The sequence below is a fragment of the Aliiroseovarius sp. M344 genome, assembly GCF_025140835.1.
In the GTDB taxonomy this organism is placed as follows: domain Bacteria; phylum Pseudomonadota; class Alphaproteobacteria; order Rhodobacterales; family Rhodobacteraceae; genus Aliiroseovarius.
Map to the genome: position 1 here is coordinate 304,829 of NZ_CP081153.1, position 20,722 is coordinate 325,550.

17 protein-coding genes are annotated in these 20,722 nt (G+C 53.0%); 2 read left to right on the top strand and 15 right to left on the bottom strand.

Features of this window, described 5'->3' with window-relative positions; translation table 11 throughout:
- Positions 1 to 20 precede the first annotated feature (20 nt).
- From K3556_RS01375 to K3556_RS01440, 14 genes are all read right to left on the bottom strand, one after another.
- Positions 21 to 845, bottom strand: a complete 825-nt coding sequence (locus tag K3556_RS01375; protein WP_260517945.1) for a DUF2793 domain-containing protein — start codon at positions 843 to 845, stop codon at positions 21 to 23.
- Positions 846 to 959: 114 nt separating this feature from the next.
- On the bottom strand, positions 960 to 4,889 hold the full coding sequence (locus tag K3556_RS01380) for a calcium-binding protein (protein WP_260517946.1): 3,930 nt from the start codon (positions 4,887 to 4,889) through the stop codon (positions 960 to 962).
- Between the two features lie 198 nt (positions 4,890 to 5,087).
- Positions 5,088 to 6,041, bottom strand: a complete 954-nt coding sequence (locus tag K3556_RS01385) for a glycosyltransferase family 2 protein (protein WP_260517947.1) — start codon at positions 6,039 to 6,041, stop codon at positions 5,088 to 5,090.
- Between the two features lie 3 nt (positions 6,042 to 6,044).
- A complete protein-coding gene (gene rfbA, locus K3556_RS01390) occupies positions 6,045 to 6,926 on the bottom strand; it encodes a glucose-1-phosphate thymidylyltransferase RfbA (protein ID WP_260517948.1) in 882 nt (293 codons plus the stop codon).
- Positions 6,923 to 7,804: a dTDP-4-dehydrorhamnose reductase gene (gene rfbD / locus K3556_RS01395; protein WP_260517949.1), complete on the bottom strand. Its 882-nt coding sequence runs from the start codon at positions 7,802 to 7,804 to the stop codon at positions 6,923 to 6,925. Before rfbD ends, rfbA begins: the two co-directional genes overlap by 4 nt.
- A gap of 24 nt (positions 7,805 to 7,828) precedes the next feature.
- Positions 7,829 to 8,875, bottom strand: coding sequence for a dTDP-glucose 4,6-dehydratase (rfbB, locus tag K3556_RS01400; protein WP_260517950.1), 1,047 nt, complete (start codon positions 8,873 to 8,875; stop codon positions 7,829 to 7,831).
- A gap of 150 nt (positions 8,876 to 9,025) precedes the next feature.
- Positions 9,026 to 10,045: a class I SAM-dependent methyltransferase gene (locus tag K3556_RS01405; protein WP_260517951.1), complete on the bottom strand. Its 1,020-nt coding sequence runs from the start codon at positions 10,043 to 10,045 to the stop codon at positions 9,026 to 9,028.
- 12 nt (positions 10,046 to 10,057) lie between these two features.
- On the bottom strand, positions 10,058 to 10,738 hold the full coding sequence (locus K3556_RS01410) for a sulfotransferase family protein (RefSeq protein WP_260517952.1): 681 nt from the start codon (positions 10,736 to 10,738) through the stop codon (positions 10,058 to 10,060).
- A gap of 30 nt (positions 10,739 to 10,768) precedes the next feature.
- A complete protein-coding gene (locus K3556_RS01415; RefSeq protein ID WP_260517953.1) occupies positions 10,769 to 11,836 on the bottom strand; it encodes a GSCFA domain-containing protein in 1,068 nt (355 codons plus the stop codon).
- Between the two features lie 139 nt (positions 11,837 to 11,975).
- A complete protein-coding gene (locus K3556_RS01420) occupies positions 11,976 to 13,043 on the bottom strand; it encodes a GSCFA domain-containing protein (protein WP_260517954.1) in 1,068 nt (355 codons plus the stop codon).
- The gene (locus tag K3556_RS01425; protein WP_260517955.1) at positions 13,044 to 14,399 is read right to left on the bottom strand and encodes a hypothetical protein; all 1,356 of its coding nucleotides are present in this window, start codon (positions 14,397 to 14,399) and stop codon (positions 13,044 to 13,046) included.
- A gap of 10 nt (positions 14,400 to 14,409) precedes the next feature.
- Positions 14,410 to 15,417 (bottom strand): sulfotransferase, encoded by a 1,008-nt coding sequence (locus tag K3556_RS01430; RefSeq protein WP_260517956.1) that lies wholly within the window; start codon positions 15,415 to 15,417, stop codon positions 14,410 to 14,412.
- Positions 15,418 to 15,618: 201 nt separating this feature from the next.
- Positions 15,619 to 16,299 (bottom strand): ABC transporter ATP-binding protein, encoded by a 681-nt coding sequence (locus K3556_RS01435; RefSeq protein WP_260519284.1) that lies wholly within the window; start codon positions 16,297 to 16,299, stop codon positions 15,619 to 15,621.
- Entirely contained in the window at positions 16,299 to 17,396 is a 1,098-nt protein-coding gene (locus K3556_RS01440; RefSeq protein WP_260517957.1) for a sugar transporter, read from the bottom strand. Before K3556_RS01440 ends, K3556_RS01435 begins: the two co-directional genes overlap by 1 nt.
- 299 nt (positions 17,397 to 17,695) lie before the next feature.
- Between K3556_RS01440 and K3556_RS01445 the strand changes: the two genes are divergently transcribed.
- The gene (locus K3556_RS01445) at positions 17,696 to 18,493 is read left to right on the top strand and encodes an ABC transporter permease (RefSeq protein WP_260517958.1); all 798 of its coding nucleotides are present in this window, start codon (positions 17,696 to 17,698) and stop codon (positions 18,491 to 18,493) included.
- A gap of 162 nt (positions 18,494 to 18,655) precedes the next feature.
- On the top strand, positions 18,656 to 19,771 hold the full coding sequence (locus tag K3556_RS01450; protein ID WP_260517959.1) for a polysaccharide biosynthesis/export family protein: 1,116 nt from the start codon (positions 18,656 to 18,658) through the stop codon (positions 19,769 to 19,771).
- A gap of 39 nt (positions 19,772 to 19,810) precedes the next feature.
- Here the strand turns inward: K3556_RS01450 and K3556_RS01455 are convergent, their stop codons facing one another.
- On the bottom strand, positions 19,811 to 20,719 hold the full coding sequence (locus K3556_RS01455; RefSeq protein WP_260517960.1) for a rhodanese-related sulfurtransferase: 909 nt from the start codon (positions 20,717 to 20,719) through the stop codon (positions 19,811 to 19,813).
- Positions 20,720 to 20,722 lie beyond the last annotated feature (3 nt).

The window sequence follows — 20,722 nt, forward strand, 5'->3', positions numbered from 1 at the left end:
TCGATTGCGGAAACGTATGATCAGACCGCGCTGCCATCACGGACCTTCAGCCATGACGTTCCATCGCTGTAAGCCAGCTGCGCGCCACCCGTGGCGTCAGAGACAAAGGCGATACCACCCGAGCCAACCGTGTTTGCTGCCGGCAGACCAGCGATCGCAGTCGGTGTCAGTCGTAAGACACCATTCACGTCAAGTTTCGCCACGGGGCTTTTCCCGATGCCGACATCGCCCGCACCGGTCGCGATAATCGCTTCGTTCCAACTGCTACCATCGGCACTGGTTTTGACGCGAAAATTGTCGTCCCCGGTCAAGCCGAATTCAGCGCGTCCAGACCAATTCGATTGAAACAACAGGGACGCGGTGTCGCCCGTGTTCGCCTTGTTGATCTTCACTTGATGCGATGTCCCATTATGCGAAAGAAGTGTAGCATCCGCCGCGACGGCCAGCTTGTTGGTTGCGTCTGCCGTCGTGTTCACGCCGACAAGATCCAGGTTATTTGTTGTACCCGCAGTGTCGACCCATTCGGTTCCGTCAAAGCGTATCTGTTGCGCAGTGCCTGTAATGTCTGCACGCCAACCATCCAATGGGGGGATGAATTGCCACGACCCATCCTGCAGCCAAGTAACGCTCTTCTCTTGCCCGGCCCAATCCCCGGTAGCTCCTGCCGGCACGATGTAACGATCGCCTTCATTTGCCGCAGGGGGCGGGTTGAGTTCGTTGGCAGAGGTGACAGACAATTGCACAAGGATGTCCAATATCCTCACAGCTTCATTGTGCGTGACGTGCTTCTGCGCCTGCGCGGCTTGGATCAGGGGAAGGGATAAAATGGGCGACGTGTCAGGCATATCGGAATCTCCGTTGCAAAAATTGCTCGCTACGATTGATCGCCCCAAAGGGTTTACGTTTACTAACGTCAGCGTTCGCGCACGATTTGATGAGTTTTAATGTCCGACTGGTTATCACATCAGGAAGACATTGTTGTGCAGATATTCGATCTGATCGATATCATCGACCGTCAAAATGTTGCCATTGCCAAAATCGAACACGGCATCTCCATCAATGATATTTGCGTAGGAGAGGATTTCCTGCTGCGTTTTATGCCCGCCGCCCCAGAGCTCTGACGAGAGCAAAATAGTTTCCTGGTCGTGGTCAAAATCAGTGATGCAGTCCTGCCCATCGGTGAAAATGAAGGTGTCGACCTGTTCGCCGCCCGTCAGCAGATCGTCACCATCGTCACCTGAAAGCACATCCATCCCGCTTCCTCCTGACAGGATATCCGCGCCAGAATTACCATTAAGGCGGTCATTCCCCGAACCGCCAAACAACGCGTCGTTTCCCGCAGCACCCCACAATATGTCATCACCGTTTAGGCCCAGTAAGCGGTTGTCGGCTTCATTGCCGACAAATTTGTCGTCGAAGTCGGTACCGATCAGGTTCTCGACACTAAAAAAAGTGTCGCCAACCATACTTCCAAATCCTTTTCCAAGCGCGAGTGAGACCACAGCGCGCGAGGCGGCACCAGACATCAAAACGGTATCCTCGCCGTTTCCCCCGTCATATTTTGCTGTGCCCTGACCTGCAGCAATGAAGATGTCATCGCCATCACCGCCATACAATTTGTCGTTGCCCCCCATGCCTTTCAACTTGTCATTGCCCTGGCCGCCGAACAAAGAGTTGCTTCCTTTGCTGCCTATTATCGTGTCGTCGTGTTCCGATCCAAAAATATTCTCGATGGAAAATAGTTTGTCGCCAAACGCGCCCCCCGCATGCACGTTGTGGATAAGATTGATGATCACTGCCGCGTCCGCGGTTGCATAGCTGGCTGTGTCCCAGCCAGTGCCTCCGAAAAGCCGATCATACCCGGCTCCGCCATCCAGAATATCGTGACCATTGTCGCCTTTCAGGATGTCGTGGTGGTCACCGCCAAACAGCCGGTCGTTTCCGGTGCCGCCGGAAAGCCGATCCTGCCCGCCGTCGCCGTAAAGTTGGTCTGCACCGGCTTGGCCGCGAAGGTCGTCGTTTCCGCCGCGACCTTCGATACGATTGCTACCATTGCTCCCAATGACTAGGTCGTGAAAATCCGAGCCGATCGCGTTCTCGATCGAGTGGAAACGATCAGTCGAACTTGCGGCCATGCCCTTGCCATGAGCAAGTAAAATTTTCACTCGCGTGGCCAATGCCGAATAGTCGACGTAATCCCAACCGTTACCGCCCAGATATCGATCGCCGCCGCCGCCGCCGATAAACCTGTCGTGACCATTCCCGCCCCAGATCACATCCTGTCCAGATCCGCCAACTAGTTGGTCATTGCCTTCCCCGCCGCTGATTTTGTCGTTTCCGTACCCACCGTAAATCCAGTCATCACCCGCGCCGCCAAGCAAGCCGTCATCACCGTCGTCCCCGAACAGCCTATCATCTCCACCGTCGCCTTGAATCCGATCCAAACCAGTGCCGCCATAAAGGGTGTCGCGACCATCTCCGCCGACAAGGGTGTCGTTTCCGCCACCGCCTTGCAGGTTGTCGTCACCTGCCATGCCTCGAATATGGTTTGCCGCTGCATCGCCAATAATGGTGTCAGAAAAAAGCGAGCCCGTTACATTTTCGATCGAGATCAAGGTATCGCCAGGGACTACGGAAAACGATGATGTCGGTGCCAGATTGACCGAAATCGCGCTCGTATCACTGCGGAAATCAACCCAATCGAACCCCGACCCACCATCAAGAATATCAGTGCCCTCGCCACCGATCAGGGTGTCATTGCCCGCCCCGCCCAGTAGATGGTCATCACCGGCCCCACCAATCAGGGTGTCATCTCCAGCAAGACCGATAAGGGTGTTGGCATGAGCATTACCGGTTAGAGCGTCGTGGAAAGAAGAGCCGGTTACGGCCTCGATATCGACCAGTGTATGGCCATGGGCCGCGCCGGCTGCCAGGTTATCCAGCAACGAGATGATGACTGCCTGATCCATGGTCTCGTAACTGACGGTGTCCCAACCCGTCCCGCCATCCATCATGTCGGCACCGAGGCCACCGACAATGGTGTCGTCGCCAGAACCGCCATAGATTTCATTTGCCAAATTATTGCCGATCAGTATGTCGTCGAAGCCTGACCCGATGAGGTTTTCGATCGAGATGTATTGATCGCCAACAGCTGCGCCGTTTGAATCGTTTCTGGTCAGATCCACCGTAACAGCCGCAGGTGCAGAAACATACGACACCGTATCCTCGCCATTTCCGCCGTCAAAAAAGTCGGCGCCTTCAGACCAAAGAAAAGTGTCGTTACCGCTGTGCCCTTTCAATGTCTCGACGCCTTCGTCACCGGCGAGGATATCGTTACCTTCAGTGCCTTCGATGACCTCGGGAATGTAGTTGAAACCACTCGGAGGCCGATCCAGGGCCAATGTGTCTTTGGTTGTGAAATGCTGTGCCGTTAACGCAGCGCCAGAGGCGCTGAAAACGTGTACAACCTCGTTTCGATAGGTAATGTCCGCCCCCCAGCTGCGTGAGGTAATGTTAAGTTGACTGGCATCATACAGCATGAAGAAACCGGAAAGGTCCAAGCGGTCAATGCCGGGCTCGAAATCCTTTATTGTGTCAGGCACATCATCGGCGGTGAGTAAGAAAATATCCGCGCCAGCGCCACCGGTCAGCTGGTCCTGTCCTGTACCATCGTGCAAGATATCGTCGCCAGCTGCGCCATTGATCTGATCATTGCCAGAACCACCGTCTATCAGGTCGTTTTGGGCGGTGCCGGTGACTTGGTCGGCTGATCCATCAGCTTGCACTGTCAAGCCAACCGCACCGACGTCGACTTCAAACTGCGTAATCCCACTTTCAGTTTCGCTTGTTGCATAGACTTGAATCTTGCCTCCGACGAAACCGGCCGAAAGAGAGGCGATATTCTGTAGCGCTGTCGCGTGGCTGTCCGCAATAGTATCGAGCAAAACCAGTTTACCATCCGGCAGCAGTGTAAAAAGCGACAACCCGTCATCAGCGCCACCAGCGATAACATACATGCGGTCGCCAACTTGCACCGAGGTGATTTCCGACGTGTTTTGAAAACGAGTCCACAGGTTGTCGATAACGTGATCAACTGGTTCGAGCGTGCCGTCAGCATGGACTTTTAGAACTGTAAGGGACGAGCTTCCGCTACTTGCAACTACTGCAAAGGTCTGACCAGCGACAGTGCCAGTCGTCAGCGCGGTTGGTACCGCGACGGGTAGCATTTCACCAGACGACAACTCCGAGACTTGATCCGGGTTGCCATCGTTGTTCACAGCATAGCTCTTCAGCCCGTCAAGCTGTCGCGATAGCGAGAGAAGCACTTGGCTTCCTTCTACCATGACAACTTCAAGGGCGGCCATGTCTATTGCGCCGGCCGACGAAGGTGCGCTGAGGTTGTTCTGAACGACAAGCTGAAGCGACCCGTCAACCGTATAATGGGCGAAACCAGTGCTGTTGGCGTTGGCTGCATAGACATGAGTAACACCATCTATCGAGGTAGATCCTAGCGCCGACAGATTGCCCAACCCGCCGGCACCCCAATTAAGCTGGACGCTGCTGCCAAGCTGTCCGCCGCTGTCGACCGGAAGACCCTCTAACAACCAATCATACCTGCCGTAGGCGACAAACTGCGTTTGGCCTGCAATTTCCAGAAACTCGATCTGAGCCGATGGGGATGCCATCAGGTCGTAAGAATATTCAACCTGATCGACGACCTGCGTGATACCGCTGGACGCGATAGAAAAGACGGTTGCTCCGCCTCCATATCCGGTCGTCGAATAAAGGTATGCCGCCCCACCGCGCCATGAAACCTCTAGATCAGTCACACCCGATACATATTGCAACCCGGGGCCCATCAGGGTTCCGGACAATACAAAACTGGTCATGCCAACCACCCCACGTGTCAGCCCCGCAAGAAATACTTGCTTGTTCAGGGTGGCGAACAGACTCTAACAAGTGCTTTGCAAATTGCGGCCAAGGTGGGGAAAGAACTGAAAACTGAAAGTTAACGCTTACAGTTTGACTGCTGAGAAACCGAGCCGCTGCTGCGCCCGTTCAATACGTCTGATCTGAAAATCCGGTTGTCAGATCCGCTTGGTCAGTGTTGCAAACCATAACGCTAAGGTGCCAACCAAAGTCTGCCGGTATATTCCAATACGCCAAACCATTCTGAGGCGCTGCCCGGCAGGGAGTTGTGTTAAACGCGCGAAATCATCAAGGACTGCGCTGTTTTCGGTTAGAAGGCGATGCTTGGAACAGCGCAGTGCGGCGATGTTAGTCTTATTCCAGACAGCATAGTTTCCGCTGAGCAGCATAGAAACGCGTTTTAACTTGGCGCGAGCGCCGTCGTTTGCTCCGATTTCATTGTCGTCATGTTGCCGATACATCAGCGTTGGCTCGTTATCATGTATCAGCTTCCCGCCAACCCCAGAGATAATTTGGTACACCCACCAATCATGGACAACGACCGCTTTAGGTTCATGTGACGCGTCGGCCACCAGTTGTGATGCTGCAGGGTTCAGAAGGATCGTGTTACCGGAGGCCACGTTTTGAACGAGAGCATTGCGAAAGCTCAATCTTCGCGGACGCGGCGCGGACATCCGACGCACGTTCAGTCCAGCATCGGTCAGCCAAGTCCGGCTGCAATATAATGTCGGAACATTTTCTTCTAAAGATCCAAGCGCTGCGATACCGCGCGAAAGGCGGTCGGGAAGCCAAACATCATCTTGGTCGCAAAAAGCCAGGCAGGTTTGCGTCGTGATGTGATCGCGATATCGCTTGAGCAACGACATGAAGTTTGCGCCAGCGCCATGGTACGGACCGTCCAGTAAAGTGACATCGTGCCCTTCGCCTGCAAACTCTTCGATTATCTTGCGAGTGTCATCTGTCGAATTGTCATCGCTTACGATTAGCGACCAGTCAGAGAAGTCCTGTAAAGCGATGCTTTCCAACTGTGCCTGTAAGTTTTTCGCGCCATTATGCGTGGCAAGCAGGATGGTGACGTGAGCGGTTTGCGCCATTTGCAGTTCTCGTTTCAAGCGTTAGCGTTTGCTATTTGCAAGGCGAAGCAGATACCGGCCATAGTCATTTTTTGCGAACAGATCACCACGTTCTTGCAAAGCGCGTGCGCTTATCCAGCCATTCTCGAATGCGATTTCTTCCAAACAACCAACTTGTTGTCCTTGCCGCTTCTCCAGCGTGCGAACGAAGTTACCTGCATCAAGCAAACTGCCATGCGTGCCAGTATCCAACCAGGCATAACCTCGGCCCATCAGTTGAACCGACAGCTGGTCTTCTTGCAGGTACATCTCAAGTAAGGACGTTATTTCAAGTTCGCCGCGAGCAGACGGTTTCACCTTCTTCGCGCGCTCTGGCGCGGTTCCATCAAGAAAATATAGTCCCGTAACAGCATGGTTGGATGGCGGCACCTCTGGTTTTTCGATGATAGATACGACCTTACCGCTATCGTCGAAATCCACGACACCATAACGTTCCGGGTCTGCCACTTGATAGCCGAAGACTGTTCCACCAATTTCCCGTTCGCTGGCTTCAGCCAGCAATTGGGGAAGTCCGTGACCGAAGAAAATATTGTCACCCAGCACCAGCGCTGAAGGCGCGCCGTCCAGAAAGTCTTCGGCCAGGATATAGGCCTGTGCCAACCCGTCCGGTGAAGGTTGTTCGATATAGGTGAAAGACATGCCAAGCTGGCTGCCGTCACCAAGGACGCGGATGAATTGATCCTGATCCTGTGGCGTCGTGATGATTGCGACCTCGCGAATTCCAGCCAGCATCAACGCACTAATGGGATAGAATATCATAGGCTTATCGTAAATCGGCAGCAGTTGCTTCGAGACCGACATGGTAATCGGATACAGCCTTGTTCCCGAGCCGCCGGCGAGAATAATACCTTTTCGGTTGGTCATAATTGTTTTCCTTCATAAAAAAGGGGGGCGGCACTTTTTTGGCCCAAATCTGTTAAGACCGCTGCCAAAGCGTGTTTCCAGTCGGGCGCGTTTATCCCAAAATCCTGAACCAAAGTTGAACAATCCAGTCGGGAGTTCAGCGGACGCGCTGCCGGCGTCGGATAATCAATTGTTGGGATGGCGCTGACTTTGGTCGGTCGACCCGCCTGTAAAAAGATCTCGTTGGCAAATTCGGCCCAGCTTGCGCTGGGTTTACCAGAAAAATGGTAGGTACCGCCTGTTTGCCCAGAAACCATGGCTTGGGCCATAACCAATAGTGCATTTGCGATGTCCGCAGCCGAAGTCGGACCGCCAACCTGATCGCCTACGATGTTCAATTCGGTGTGACTTTCAGACAGGCGCAGCATCGTCTTGACGAAATTGTTGCCGTGAGCTGAAAAAACCCAACTGGTTCGCAGGATCGCATGATTTCCGCCACTTGCCCGCACACCGTTTTCACCAGCAAGCTTTGAGCGACCATAGGCGTTTGTCGGCGCGACCGGATCGCTAGTTTTCCAGGGTTGATCACCGGTGCCGTCAAAAACATAATCAGTTGAGACATGTAGAAAGGGAATGCCTCGCTTAGCCGCAGCACTTGCCATTGCGGCGGGTGCTTCCCCGTTTATTATCGTGGCTAATTCTTCGTCCTCTTCCGCCTTGTCGACAGCCGTGTAGGCGGCGGCGTTGATCACCACATCGGCATCACATGCAAGAATGGCATCGGCGCAAGCCTTGGGGTTCGAAAGATCAGCGTGTTCGCGACCAAGCGAAATCACGTCAGCTTGCCGCTGAAGTTCAGTTGCCACTTGGCCCGTCTTCCCAAACACAAGCACCTTCATTTCAACGTCTCCTGCTTGTTTGAGCTAGCCCGTACCGAGCCGCTTTCCTACACCATCGCGGTTTAGAAGCGCTTGCCACCAATCCTTGTTTTCCAAATACCATTGGACGGTTTTCTTCAGGCCTTCCTCTACCGTGACGGAAGGACGCCAACCCAATTCGTTTCGAATGCGTGTTGGATCAATTGCATAGCGTGCATCATGACCCGGGCGATCTTTTACAAACTCGATCAGATCACCATACCGACCGCTGTTGCGGGGCTGCATTTCGTCCAATATGGCGCAAATAGTCTCGACCAGTTCCAAATTGGTGCGCTCGTTCTCGCCGCCGATATTATAGGAGCGGCCGAGCTCGCCTTTGTTGAGCACTGTCAAAAGCGCATCTGCATGATCTTCGACAAAAAGCCAGTCGCGCACGTTCTTGCCGTTGCCGTAAATCGGAAGCGGTTTCCCAGCCAACGCGTTGATGATGACCACCGGAACCAGCTTCTCTGGGAAATGATATGGACCGTAGTTGTTTGAGCAGTTCGTCAGGACAATCGGCAAGCCATAAGTCTCATGCCAAGCACGCACCAGATGGTCCGACGATGCCTTCGACGCCGAATAAGGGCTGCGCGGGTCATAGGGCGTATCTTCTGTAAATTGGACGGATGGATCATCGGGCAGGGACCCGAAAACCTCGTCTGTTGAAATGTGGTGGAACCGAAACCCGTCGGGTCGACCTTGCGTTTCCCAATATTTGCGGGCCGCTTCCAACATGTTGAACGTGCCGGTGATGTTGGTTTCCACGAAATCGGCTGGCCCGTCGATCGAGCGGTCGACATGGCTTTCGGCAGCAAGATGCATCACGGCATCGGGCTCATGTTCGGTGAAAATTCGGTCAAGCGCATCTCGGTCGCGTATGTCGGCGTGCTCAAAACAGTAAAGTGGGCTTGCAGAAACATCTGCCACATTTTCTAGGCAGGAAGCATAGGTTAAAGCGTCGAGATTAACGACCTCAATGCCCTGATTAACCGATTGGCGAACCACAGCCGATCCGATGAAACCAGCGCCTCCGGTGATGATGAGCTTCATATCTGCACCTCTTATACGCGACAAAACAGCTAGAAAGTCTTGCCCCTTTTGCCAAATGCGCGACCAAGCCGCCAGAACAAATCTACGAATGAGCGCTGGCAGGGTCGTCATGCGATCCGTCCAACACAGCTAGCTGTCACTAGGCGTGTGTTACTGTTTGTTCCTTTTGAACACTTTTCTAAGATTTGCCGAGATTCCGATGTGTTCTTTGCGTAAGAATTCGAACCGCGCGTCGGCTACAATCCGAGCGTGTTCATCAAGCTGTGGTTTGAGTGCAGCGAAGATGTCACCAGACTGTTGGCTGACCAGTTGCTCGACGCGACGATCAAGGTTTGCTGCGACCTGATCCAGACCGAACTGGGCTTCAACATCGCGGGCAGATTCTAAGGCGACGCGCTGCAGCCCACGCGCGAACACGTGCTCGTTGCCAATCTCACCGCCGTTTCGGGTGATCAGTTTGGCCTCAAATGTGGTCGACTTTGTTACCCGCTCGCCGGCAAATGTCATGACGTCTCGCAATACACCGGCCTCAACAGCGCCAAGCGAGCTAAGGTTGCGAAAATCACCATTTGTGCTGGTCCCAAGACACAAGACACCCAAGCCGTTTGAGTGGGTAAAATTGAAGCAGCGCCCAGAGTATTCTTGTTCAAGCTCTTCCCAGAACTGCCAGACACCAAACCCTTCTGTTTTTACCATAGTGTCATGAAACAGAACGACGCCATCCGCTGCCATTTTTGGAAGCCAAGTTTCGAAATCTTCGCGGACCGAAGCATAGTCATGGGCCCCATCAATGTGCAGAAGGTCGATGGAGTTAGCCTTGAACTGCTGGGCGGCATTTACAAAGAAATCCCGAATGGACCGCGCCCGCGGATCCTTGCGGCTGTCAAGTTCAGTATGAAACTGCTTGTGCACGTCTTCGACATAAGCGCCGGTGTGCTGATCGCCTTCCCACGTGTCAATGGCGACGAGGTCCTCAAGCTCTGAAACGCTCTGCGCCGCTTGCAAGAACGAAAAAAAGCTGTCGCCTCGATAAGACCCCAATTCGACTACACGGCGCGGTTTAAGGTCTATGATTGCCCAGGCTGCGATTGGCGTCAGACCTTGCCAGGCTATCTGCGTGGACCGGTATTCAGGAAAAAACTCAATGATCTGCTCGGAAGGAAGGAACATTTTTGGGGACTCCTATTTGCCAACAAAGCGGTCAAGCGCTTGATTATAAAGTATGATGTCGTCAGCACAGTTTTCTTCGATCAACGGATAGGCCGCTGGATCAAGCGGGATAGCCTTAGTGTCCCAAGCCCTGTCTTCACGTGAATTTATGGGTTTGGCGACCAAAGCCTGAATTTTGGGGTGGTTTGGATCAAAACCAACCCCTTCGCAAAAGGCTTCTACGGTCTCGGCAAAATGTTCCTGAATAATGGCATGGGCGAGACGTTCGATTGGCATATCCTTTAGGAACTCGGACTGGGCATTTCCGATAAAGCGGATTTTCGAGAATTCAACCACATCCATTTCACCATCCATAATCTTACGGTGCCGATCATTGTTTCGATCTCCATTCAAAGCGACATGCCGGTACTGCGAGACGACGCGAGCAACAGGATGCCGCAAAGTTGCGAGAACCGGTACGTCGCCAAACACTTCAGCGTATTTAGGATAGTGAAAGTGGCCGTGAATAACGTCGAATTTTTTCCGAAACTTCTCGGGCTTGGCAAGAATGCTTGGCGCACAGGTGCGTGCGGCGGTCAGATCCCGTTCGGTGCCATAGTCAAAATGGATGCGCTTGCCATAGATCAACCGAAGTGTCTCGGTGAAGTTGGTGCCTGCCGTTTTCGGGACATGAATGGAAATGAGTGAGAGCATAGCGTCTTTCTTTGCAATATCGTGTTGGGATCATTCGATCCACAAGTCGACAAACGAGCGTGTGATTTGTCCGACAAGATCTGACTTGACGTGGATTTCATCGTCTTCCCAAGTGTGTTCACGCGGAGAACTCATGACCATCTCATAGGACGGGAAGTAGTCGACGTGATCGAAGCTGTCGCGCGCATCTTCCGCGACGACGCGAAGAAGGCTTTTCGACAAAGTCGACGACGCGACGACATCGTCTGAGGTCATAGTGGCTTGCAACGGCACAGGCGACACAGAGATGACAATCTTGGCGTTGGGCGCATGGGTGCTGATCGTTTTGATCAGGTGATGCATCTTGTCCCGCAGGAACGCGAAGTTTGGACGCATGTGAACGAAGCGATTTGGCTTTTTCTTTATCCAAGACGCCTTCTCACGCACTATTTCAAGCTTCATCGCGCGTCCATGAGGCGACGTGTTGAGATACAGACCGGATGCGCGGTCAAACCATGCTTCGACAAGGCCCAGCGTGATAATCACGCAGTCCGCATCGGCGAGGCGCAAAGTCGTTTCTTTGATGCAGTCGCGAACAATTGCGTGTTGATCGAGGGTTAGAAGCCCCAATCCCGATGTCGCAGGATCAAAGTATTTGTTTAGTCCGACTTCGATATAGCGACCCGGTTCTTTGTGTTCCGGATTAAATGTCCGCTCCACTTCATCGATCATCGAAGGGATATTGAACTTGTTCATCGCAGCCCGCGGGTCGCGCTTGGCGGTGTAGAATTCCTGTGGGATGTTGGTGCCTTCTGTCAGGCACGTCATACCTTGTGCGGACAGTTCTCGTTCGATGTTGCGCGCAAAGCAGGACCCGATACCAAAGAATTTGTCGGTGCGCTTCAGCTTGAACTTGGGAAGGCTTCCGACGAAGAAGAAGTCTTCCTTAAAGCGCTGCTGGGCCGCACGTTCGTCGTTGCCGGTATCAATCCAGCGATTGTACTTGTTCTGCCGCCTGTTCTCTCGAATTTTGTCGTAGGAGGTGATGTGCGGCTCCGGTTTCTGATCATCAGAACTGACCACATAAATCGGCGCGAGATCTTTTTCGACTTTGGTCATTTGCAGGACTCCATTCCTACGAACGTCGCTTGCCATAGATCAACCGAAGTGTCTCGGTGAAGTTGGTGCCTGCCGTTTTCGGGACATGAATGGAAATGAGTGAGAGCATAGCGTCTTTCTTTGCAATATCGTGTTGGGATCATTCGATCCACAAGTCGACAAACGAGCGTGTGATTTGTCCGACAAGATCTGACTTGACGTGGATTTCATCGTCTTCCCAAGTGTGTTCACGCGGAGAACTCATGACCATCTCATAGGACGGGAAGTAGTCGACGTGATCGAAGCTGTCGCGCGCATCTTCCGCGACGACGCGAAGAAGGCTTTTCGACAAAGTCGACGACGCGACGACATCGTCTGAGGTCATAGTGGCTTGCAACGGCACAGGCGACACAGAGATGACAATCTTGGCGTTGGGCGCATGGGTGCTGATCGTTTTGATCAGGTGATGCATCTTGTCCCGCAGGAACGCGAAGTTTGGACGCATGTGAACGAAGCGATTTGGCTTTTTCCTTATCCAACCCTTCTTTTCGCGCCGGATTTCCGCTTGCATCGCGCGAGGGTGCGGCGACGTGTTGAGATACAGACCGGATGCGCGGTCAAACCATGCTTCGACAAGCCCCAGCGTGATGATCACGCAGTCGGCCTCGGCAAGGCGCAATGTGGTTTTCTTAACGCTCTCTCTGACAATTGCATGTTGGTCGAGTGGCAGAAGTTTTACGCCTGACGTCGCTGGATCAAAATATTCGTCTTGCCCGACTTCGATATAGCGACCCGGTTCTTTGTGTTTCGGATTAAATGTCCGCTCCACCTCATCGATCATCGAAGGGATGTTGAACTTATTCATTGCCGAACGTGCGTCACGGTCGCCAACATAGAATTCCTGTGGGATGTTGGTGCCTTCTGTCAGGCACGTCATACCTTGTGCGGACAGTTCTCGTTCGATGTTGCGCGCAAAGCAGGACCCGATACCAAAGAATTTGTCGGTGCGCTTCAGCTTGAACTTGGGAAGGCTTCCGACGAAGAAGAAGTCTTCCTTAAAGCGCTGCTGGGCCGCACGTTCGTCGTTGCCGGTATCAATCCAGCGATTGTACTTGTTCTGCCGCCTGTTCTCTCGAATTTTGTCGTAGGAGGTGATGTGCGGCTCCGGTTTCTGATCATCAGAACTGACCACATAAATCGGCGCGAGATCTTTTTCGACTTTGGTCATTTACTCGGTTCCGTTCTTTGAAAAAATAGCGTGGCCCAATTGCGCAGGTAGATCGGCAAAACTTTCGTCCCAATTGCTTGGGTGATAAGTCTCGGTTGCCGCAAGTCGCGCGTCAATATCGCCCACGCGCGCCGTCGCGCGCTTGATTGCATCAGCAAGCCCGTCCACCGACGGTTCGCCGGGCTCGAAATTCGCAGAAATGCTGCGATACCATTCATCTGGTCGTCTGGGTGTAGTGTTGACCACCGTTACCATGCCCGATCGCACCATCTCAAAGGGCGGGACGGATGGATGTGGGGCATACATAAGGCTTAATCCCACGTCGAAGCCTGCGAGCGTCTCGCGGTAGGCGTCATATCCTTGATAGGGCAGGCACTTCACACGCACACCTTCCAGGTCGAAAGATTTGCCCATGCGTGGTGAACCCATCATGCAAAACTCCCAAGGCTCGGCGTCGAATGCTCCAGACTTCTTGGCTTTGGCGATCGCCATCATAGCAATCGACATCAGATTTCGCTTTGCGTGGTCTTCTGGGCGACCGTAGAAGACAAATCGTCGTGGCGACCGTTTTTCCATGGCTTCGCGGCTCAGTGAGGCCGGGGCGGGAAGGCCTTGCTCGAAAACGCCGACAACTGTTTCATCCGACACCAGACCTTCGGCCCGGTAGTGATCAAGAAGCTTTGCTGAATTGCAGATCAGTCTCGGCTTTGGGTCGTTTAGAAAAACACTTTCCGCAAGAAAGCGGTGACTGTCATTGGAATAGAAGCAGCGCTCGTCTTCCTGCACGAAATAGTAATAGGCCGGATCGTCAAGATGGCGGGACATCGTTGCGGCGGCAATCGATGTCGTCCAATTGTAGGAAACTATCATGTCCTTAGGTGACATTCGCATAGTCTTTGTGGCGTTCATGTCCGATATCTCGCTTTCGGATAGAACTTTGTGCACCAACGCGTTGGATTCAAAAGTCTCAAGAAGCGCTTTTAGGTTACCCACTGGGGTCAGTACAAAGACACCAGTTTTCCAGCCACGATCTTGCAGGAAGTTGGCAAACTGGAATAGCGCCGTATAGCCGCCAAAGATCACTGAAGCATTCAGTTCAGGCAGCAAAAATCGAATTCGGGGTGTCAGATCTGGGTCGATATCAACTTTTATGTCGCGACACACATAGCTGAGAAGGTGATAATCCGCCCACGCGTCAGCGGCAACGGACTTGTCCGATACAGCGCTGGCGTTGCTCCGCAGTCTGGACCTCAGCGCAACCTGCGACAGCTGGCGAAAAGTGCTGATTTTCCCACGTAACCCCGGAGCTTGGTTCACTCTGACAAGGCCTGCGCCGATCTTGTTCCACAGTTTCAAATTGTATCCTTTATTTTCCGGGCTGGCTGGCTTGTTGGTCAACCTTACCTGCTTGGGTCGCAGGCGGAAGGGCATTGCGCGATGCGTAGTAGCGGGCGATCTTCTGTTTGTCGGCGTCTGACATCGCAAGCTTCTTGTTGCCCCATGATAAACGTCGAAGCGGTTTTTCGACCTTTTGCCAGAAGGGTGTATCTCCCAAGTATTCCGGCTTCTCGTCTATTTTTCCAAAAGGCAACCTGTTCCATAGGCGGATTGATTTCTTGGCAGCGCGGTGCAGCTCTGACACAGCGCGGTTTTGCGATACGTTAAGCGGTTGGTTAGTCACAGCCGCAAATTGATCGATTTCGTCGGAGTCGGTATCCAATAACTGGCGTAAGAATTCGGTACTGTCTTTGCGCAACAAAGAGAAATCGACCGCCCGCACCGTTTTGAAATGCGCGCCAAAACTATTTTCAATCAACTGCCAATCGTAATAACGAACAGCGACGTCCCGGTGGTCAAAAGTTGGATTGAACAAAACCTGATCAAGCCACTTTGAGAAACTCAAGTTGGTCCACGCCCTAGCGTATAGCCACCGATGCGAGCTGCGAAGCCCTCCGACTGGATCACGTCGCACGTAGACCACTTCGCTATTCGGGAAAAGAACAGCGAGGCGGCGCGCTATTTCGCTATAATCAACATTATCTGTGATGCAGAGGCGCTCTTCGGACAGAAATCTGGGTAAATAAGAGCCATCGGACTGCTTTTGTGCATCGGGTGCGTGCTCTAACCATTCTGCCACTGCTTGTTTAGCCGCCGTTTCATCAAATGAGGATCGATCCGTCTTTGTGACACTGTCGATTGCCCGATGCAGTCCGACACACTTGTCATACGGTATTTCTGGATTCCACCATGGCTTTCCCAAGAAACAAATGGACGATAGCTTTGCCAGCACATTCTCTTGTACAGTGGTTGTCCCTGTCTTGGGGGGGCCGATGTGGATAATAGTCCGAGGGGAGTTGGCCTGATAGACTTCCATTTATTGTTCGCCTCAACATACTTGACCGCACACAAGGCGATGCCTCCCGCTTTCAGGGCGCACTAATACGTGAGTGAAAGCAGGGTTAAAAGGTATTTTTGGGTCGTTAGTGCAGCTGGCGGGTATGTGTCGTGGTGAAGGCCGCGACTCAAACGGCGAGGTTGGCAGCTCAGCCACGCGGGTTGTGCTGCAAAAAACCTCCTAGCGCGGCAACCAATCGGGGACATTTCCCTTCATTGCGGCTTCGTGGACGTCGATCGCCTTATCAATATCCTGGTAATATTTGGCGTGGCCGTTGATCATGACGATTCCGACGTCGCAGAGCTGTTTCATGAGCGGCATGGAATGAGAAACGATGATCGCCGCGCTATTGCCGATGCGTTGCTTCAGCAACTCAGTGCTCCGCGCACGAAAGGCTGCATCACCAACAGACGTCACCTCGTCGACCAAGTAGGTATCAAACTGAATGCCCATGGACAGACCAAACGCCAGCCGTGACCGCATACCAGACGAATAGGTGCGAAAGGGGGCGTGGAAATGCGCCCCCAGTTCGGCAAAATCTTCGACGAAAGCGATCAACTCATCAGTGTCGACCCCATATACCCTTGCAACAAATCGGGCGTTCTGAGCACCAGTGAGTTCGCCATGAAAACTGCCCGAGAAACCAACCGGCCAAGATATCGTGCCATCAGAGGCGATCGAACCTTTATCGGGATCCTCCACCCCCGCGATCATCCGCAGCAACGTCGACTTTCCTGCACCGTTTCGACCAAACAGCCCTACAGACAGGCCGGAAGGGAACGTAAGGTTCAGGCCGTTTGCGACAACTTTGGGAGTCCCCTTAACATAATAGGTTTTCCACAGGTTGCGGATTTGGATCATCAGCGGCGATCCTTGATGGCATAATAAACCAGCGCGGCGATGGCCCATGAGAAGAACAGGAACAGCCCGACCAGTGCAAGTAGCAACCCCCGTTCGGGATATTCAGCCCGCTCGGCGAGGGTAGGCTTGATGTAGGCCGCGAGATATTTGCTTTTTCGCTGCGCCTCGGTCAGCGCGGCATCATGTGCAGCAAGTGCGGCCAGATAGGTCTGCTCGGCAAATTCTCTATCCACTGCAAGGCGCTCGTACTCACCAACAAGGGTGGGGTAATCTACTTCCCCGTTGCTGCCGACACCGAATTTCAAACGCTCTTCGTCAATGCGTTGCCGAATGACTTCAATTCGCAACTCGGCCTGCGCTATACGTGGGTCATTGGTATTCGCACTTTCACTGAGCAGATCGAAAGCGATCAACGCGTCTGACAGCTTTGTCTGTAGCGCAATCATCATGCCGGTTTGCGCCCCAATTTCTGCTTCAGGATCAACAATTTGATTGCGGGATCGATACTCGGTTACAGCTTGCCGGGCCACTTTCAGGCGTTCGACAGCGCGGTCAAGCTCCTCGCGCGCATAACGCGTCGCATCCTCGCGGGCGATTGCACTGAGGTCGTTGATCATCGCGGAGCTGTTGGTAAAAATACTGTTAGCGATGTTTTTCGCGTCCGTCGGCGTAAACGCATGGACCCGTAACTCGATCAGGCCTGTGCCGCTGTCATAAAAGATTTTGACCATGCGCCCCCAATATTTGGTCAAATCTTCGATAGTGCCGTCATTCGCATATGCGAATACAGGGTCGGTCGAGTAGGGCGCAGAAAACATGCTTCGCAGGTCGAGCTCTTTGTCGATCACGTCCACCAACTCTCGACTCTGAATAAATTCATACAGAATATCTGCGTCTTCCGAGCCACCCGACCCGAACGCACTAAGGCCACCCAACAAATCAATTGCCGAGCTTACATCTTCGGATCGCACCGAAAAGGCGACGTATGAAGCATACTGGTCCTTCGCAAAAGCAAACAGATACCAAGCCGAGATCGCCAATGGTGCCAAGACTACAAACAGGAAGCTGCGCACGATGCGGCGGTGCCGTTTGCGCATGCGTGCAGGCTTTGCCATCGGGGCGGTGGGTCCGACATCCGGTTTAGGCGCAGCAGGCGTTTCGGGCTTTTTGTTTTCCTGCGTCGGGTTTTTGCCAGCAGAATCATCAGGTTCACTAGTCCCGCTGCGGAAAAATTTGGCCGACGTGGGCGGCTGAGGCGTATCGGTCAATGTTTTTCCCATCATTACGAAGCAACTCGTCTATAGCATCGAACTATTTCCGGTGAAAAGAGCCTGCCCCGTCGGTCGGAGTCTTATTTCGACTTGCGGTAGTCCGTTCTTTAAGGTCAACAAGGGGGATGAGCTTTTCGGCCGCAGGACTTCACGCGCGGAGTTTCAAAACCTTCCGCACCATTTTCGCACTGATGATGCGGGAAATGGTTACGACCTATGGCCGTTCTCCGGGTGGTTACCTTTGGGCGATACTTGAGCCGGTCGGCGGGCTCACGGTGATGTCGATTGCATTCTCAATGGCGTTTTCCTCACCGGCCTTAGGGAACAATTTCCCTTTGTTTTATGCGACGGGATTTCTTCCGTTTATGATGTATTCCGACCTTGCCGGAAAACTTGGAAAATCACTTATTTTCTCAAAACCTTTACTGTTCTACCCGTCGGTGACCTATCTTGATGCGCTCGTCGCTCGATTTCTTCTGAATGGATTAACGCACCTTATGGTGCTTTACATCCTGCTGTTCTCGATCATCACTATTTTCGATACAGGAAATATCCTGACTTATCCGTCGATCCTGAACGCCGTTTGTATGGCGCTTGCATTTGGATTCGGAGTCGGTGTCTTTAACTGTTTTTTACTTGCGCGCTTCTCAATTTGGGAGCGGGTTTGGGGAATTATCACGCGGCCTCTTTTTATCATCTCGTCGATTTTTTTCCTGATGGAAAGCCTGCCTTCACAAGCTCGAGATATCCTTTGGTATAATCCTCTGGTCCACATCGTCGGCGTAATGCGACGTGGTGTCTATGCGACCTATGATGCCACATGGGCCAGCCCCATATATGTTTATGGCATTTCAATGGTTTTGACATTTATTGGTCTGGTCTTCTTGGCACGATATCATCGTGAACTGTTGAACAGCCGCTAGGCCCAGCCGATCTTTGGTGAAAATATCGCTTTCGGCGGCAAATCGTGTCTTGATCGACTCGAACAGAAGTTTGTCGCGCATTGCCCGCTTGTCGAGCTTGTGAAAAAAAGCGCCACCACTTATGGTGTCGAAAAGTTGGGCTTGGCCAAAATTCGGGGTTTCATGAAAGTAGCGAACATGCGTTTGGTCTTGGTTGCTTTTGCGCTATTTGCAATGGTGAGCTGTGGACTGCCCCGTGGTGGTGCCATTCAAAACGAAGTCATCGGCAAAGAATCTCAAGCTAGGTCCGATATCGCGGTATACCGGGTGTCGCGAGAGACGCTGTCATCAATATCTCGATGGCCGTCGCCAACAATGAACGGTTCCTATGCTTGGCCGCGCCGTGGCAGCCCAGCTGCCGATACGCCAATTCGTGCGTTTGATAAGGTTGATGTTGTTGTTTGGGACAGTGAAGAAAACTCGCTGTTAACTGCACCAAACACAAACACCGTCCGGATGCAGAATATGACTGTGTCGTCCGCAGGCACCATTTTTTTGCCGTTTGTCGGCACGCTTCACATTGCCGGTTTGCCGCAATCAGCGGCCCGCACGCGAATTCAACGTAAATACGAAGAGGTGATTCCATCTGCGCAAGTGCAATTGGATGTTCACACCGGGACACGCGGCGTAATTTCGATGGTGTCTGGCGTCAATCGCCCCGGCCCAATCCAAGTGTCTGACCCCGATTTCACCGTTCTTAACGCGATCTCGGCGGCAGGAGGGCCTTCGGCGCAACTAGAGAACCCACAATTGAAACTGATTCGTGGCAGCAAGACATATCGGCGTCCGCTTGAACAAGTTTTGAGCAACCCACAGTATGATGCGCTATTGCTCCCAGGCGACAAAGTCGCAATTGAAAATGACGAAAGATATTTCCGTTCCCTTGGTGCGGCGAGCCGCGAGGCCATCGTACCTTTTGGTAAGGCTAGTATCTCAGCCCTTGACGCTATGTCGCTGATCGGCGGTTTGTCAGATTTGCGAGCCAATCCCAAGGGCATCCTTGTGCTGCGGGAATACTCACCAAAGGCAGTTCGATCCGATAGTTCAGGCCCGAACAATGCGCGTAGTGTTTTTGTGATCGATCTGACCACGGCTGACGGGTTGTTTAGTGCCGGGAAGTTCGACATTCATCATCAAGATACTGTGCTGGTCACTGAAAGCTCTGTCGCGTCGGCAACGCTTCTATTTAGTCTGATCCGTCAGATGACAGGCGCTGCATTTGATGTCAGTCGCCTTTAATTAGGCCGCCCACGATGGCCGAGCTCTTGTGCGAAGGCGCTATGCTTCGCGTCCCAAGTGCCGTTCGCCGCGCGCGCGTGCCAGTGCCATTTGTTTCTGCCGCTCTCTAAACCGTTCGCGACGGCCCTCATCGAACTCGCCGAGACATTGGTGGCAGCTGACACCGTCTTCATATTCGGGTCGGCTTTTGTCTTCAGGCAGGATGGGGCGGCGGCAGGCGTGGCATAGCTCGTGCGGACCTTCTGACAGCCCATGTTCGACGGACACGCGATTATCGAAGACGAAGCAAGCGCCGTCCCATTTGCTGTCGTCTTCCGGCACGTCTTCAAGATACTGAAGGATGCCGCCCTTCAGATGATAGACATCGTCGATCCCCTGACTGATCAGAAAGTTGGTCGATTTTTCGCAGCGGATCCCTCCGGTACAAAACATCGCCACCCGCTTGTTGTGGAAGCGGTCTTTGTTTTTGTCCCACCACGCAGGAAACTCGCGGAAAGTTTTTGTCTTGGGATCAACCGCGCCTTCGAATGTGCCAATCGCAACTTCGTAATCGTTGCGGGTATCGATCACCACCACATCGTCTTGCGCGATCAGATCGTTCCAGTCCTCAGGATTGACGTAATGCCCGACCGACGCCAGAGGGTCCACATCAGGCACCCCCATCGTCACGATCTCTTTCTTCAGCCGAACCTTCATTTTGCCAAATGGTTGGTCAAGCGCTGTGGATTCCTTCCACGACAACTCAGCACAACCCGGCAGCGCTCGGATAAAGGCGATGATCGTGTCGATCCCTATACGCGAGCCGGCAATCGTCCCGTTGATGCCTTCATGCGCCAACAGAAGTGATCCACTGATCCCTTCGCGCTGCGCAACCTCCAGCAAGGGCGCTTGCAAAGCTGCAGGATTGTCAAAACGGGTGAAGTGATAGAGAGCGGCGATTGTATACATAAA

Excerpts from the sequence above, each read along its gene's own strand:
- K3556_RS01405 (WP_260517951.1), bottom strand. The coding sequence starts at position 10,045 with ATGTTCCTTCCTTCCGAGCAGATCATTGAGTTTTTTCCTGAATACCGG.
- K3556_RS01380 (WP_260517946.1), bottom strand. The coding sequence starts at position 4,889 with ATGACCAGTTTTGTATTGTCCGGAACCCTGATGGGCCCCGGGTTGCAA.
- rfbA (WP_260517948.1), bottom strand. The coding sequence starts at position 6,926 with ATGACCAACCGAAAAGGTATTATTCTCGCCGGCGGCTCGGGAACAAGG.
- K3556_RS01375 (WP_260517945.1), bottom strand. The coding sequence starts at position 845 with ATGCCTGACACGTCGCCCATTTTATCCCTTCCCCTGATCCAAGCCGCG.
- K3556_RS01420 (WP_260517954.1), bottom strand. The coding sequence starts at position 13,043 with ATGACCAAAGTCGAAAAAGATCTCGCGCCGATTTATGTGGTCAGTTCT.
- rfbB (WP_260517950.1), bottom strand. The coding sequence starts at position 8,875 with ATGAAGCTCATCATCACCGGAGGCGCTGGTTTCATCGGATCGGCTGTG.
- K3556_RS01450 (WP_260517959.1), top strand. The coding sequence starts at position 18,656 with ATGAAAGTAGCGAACATGCGTTTGGTCTTGGTTGCTTTTGCGCTATTT.
- K3556_RS01445 (WP_260517958.1), top strand. The coding sequence starts at position 17,696 with ATGAGCTTTTCGGCCGCAGGACTTCACGCGCGGAGTTTCAAAACCTTC.
- K3556_RS01430 (WP_260517956.1), bottom strand. The coding sequence starts at position 15,417 with ATGGAAGTCTATCAGGCCAACTCCCCTCGGACTATTATCCACATCGGC.
- K3556_RS01455 (WP_260517960.1), bottom strand. The coding sequence starts at position 20,719 with ATGTATACAATCGCCGCTCTCTATCACTTCACCCGTTTTGACAATCCT.
- rfbD (WP_260517949.1), bottom strand. The coding sequence starts at position 7,804 with ATGAAGGTGCTTGTGTTTGGGAAGACGGGCCAAGTGGCAACTGAACTT.
- K3556_RS01435 (WP_260519284.1), bottom strand. The coding sequence starts at position 16,299 with ATGATCCAAATCCGCAACCTGTGGAAAACCTATTATGTTAAGGGGACT.
- K3556_RS01440 (WP_260517957.1), bottom strand. The coding sequence starts at position 17,396 with ATGCGCAAACGGCACCGCCGCATCGTGCGCAGCTTCCTGTTTGTAGTC.
- K3556_RS01410 (WP_260517952.1), bottom strand. The coding sequence starts at position 10,738 with ATGCTCTCACTCATTTCCATTCATGTCCCGAAAACGGCAGGCACCAAC.
- K3556_RS01415 (WP_260517953.1), bottom strand. The coding sequence starts at position 11,836 with ATGACCAAAGTCGAAAAAGATCTCGCGCCGATTTATGTGGTCAGTTCT.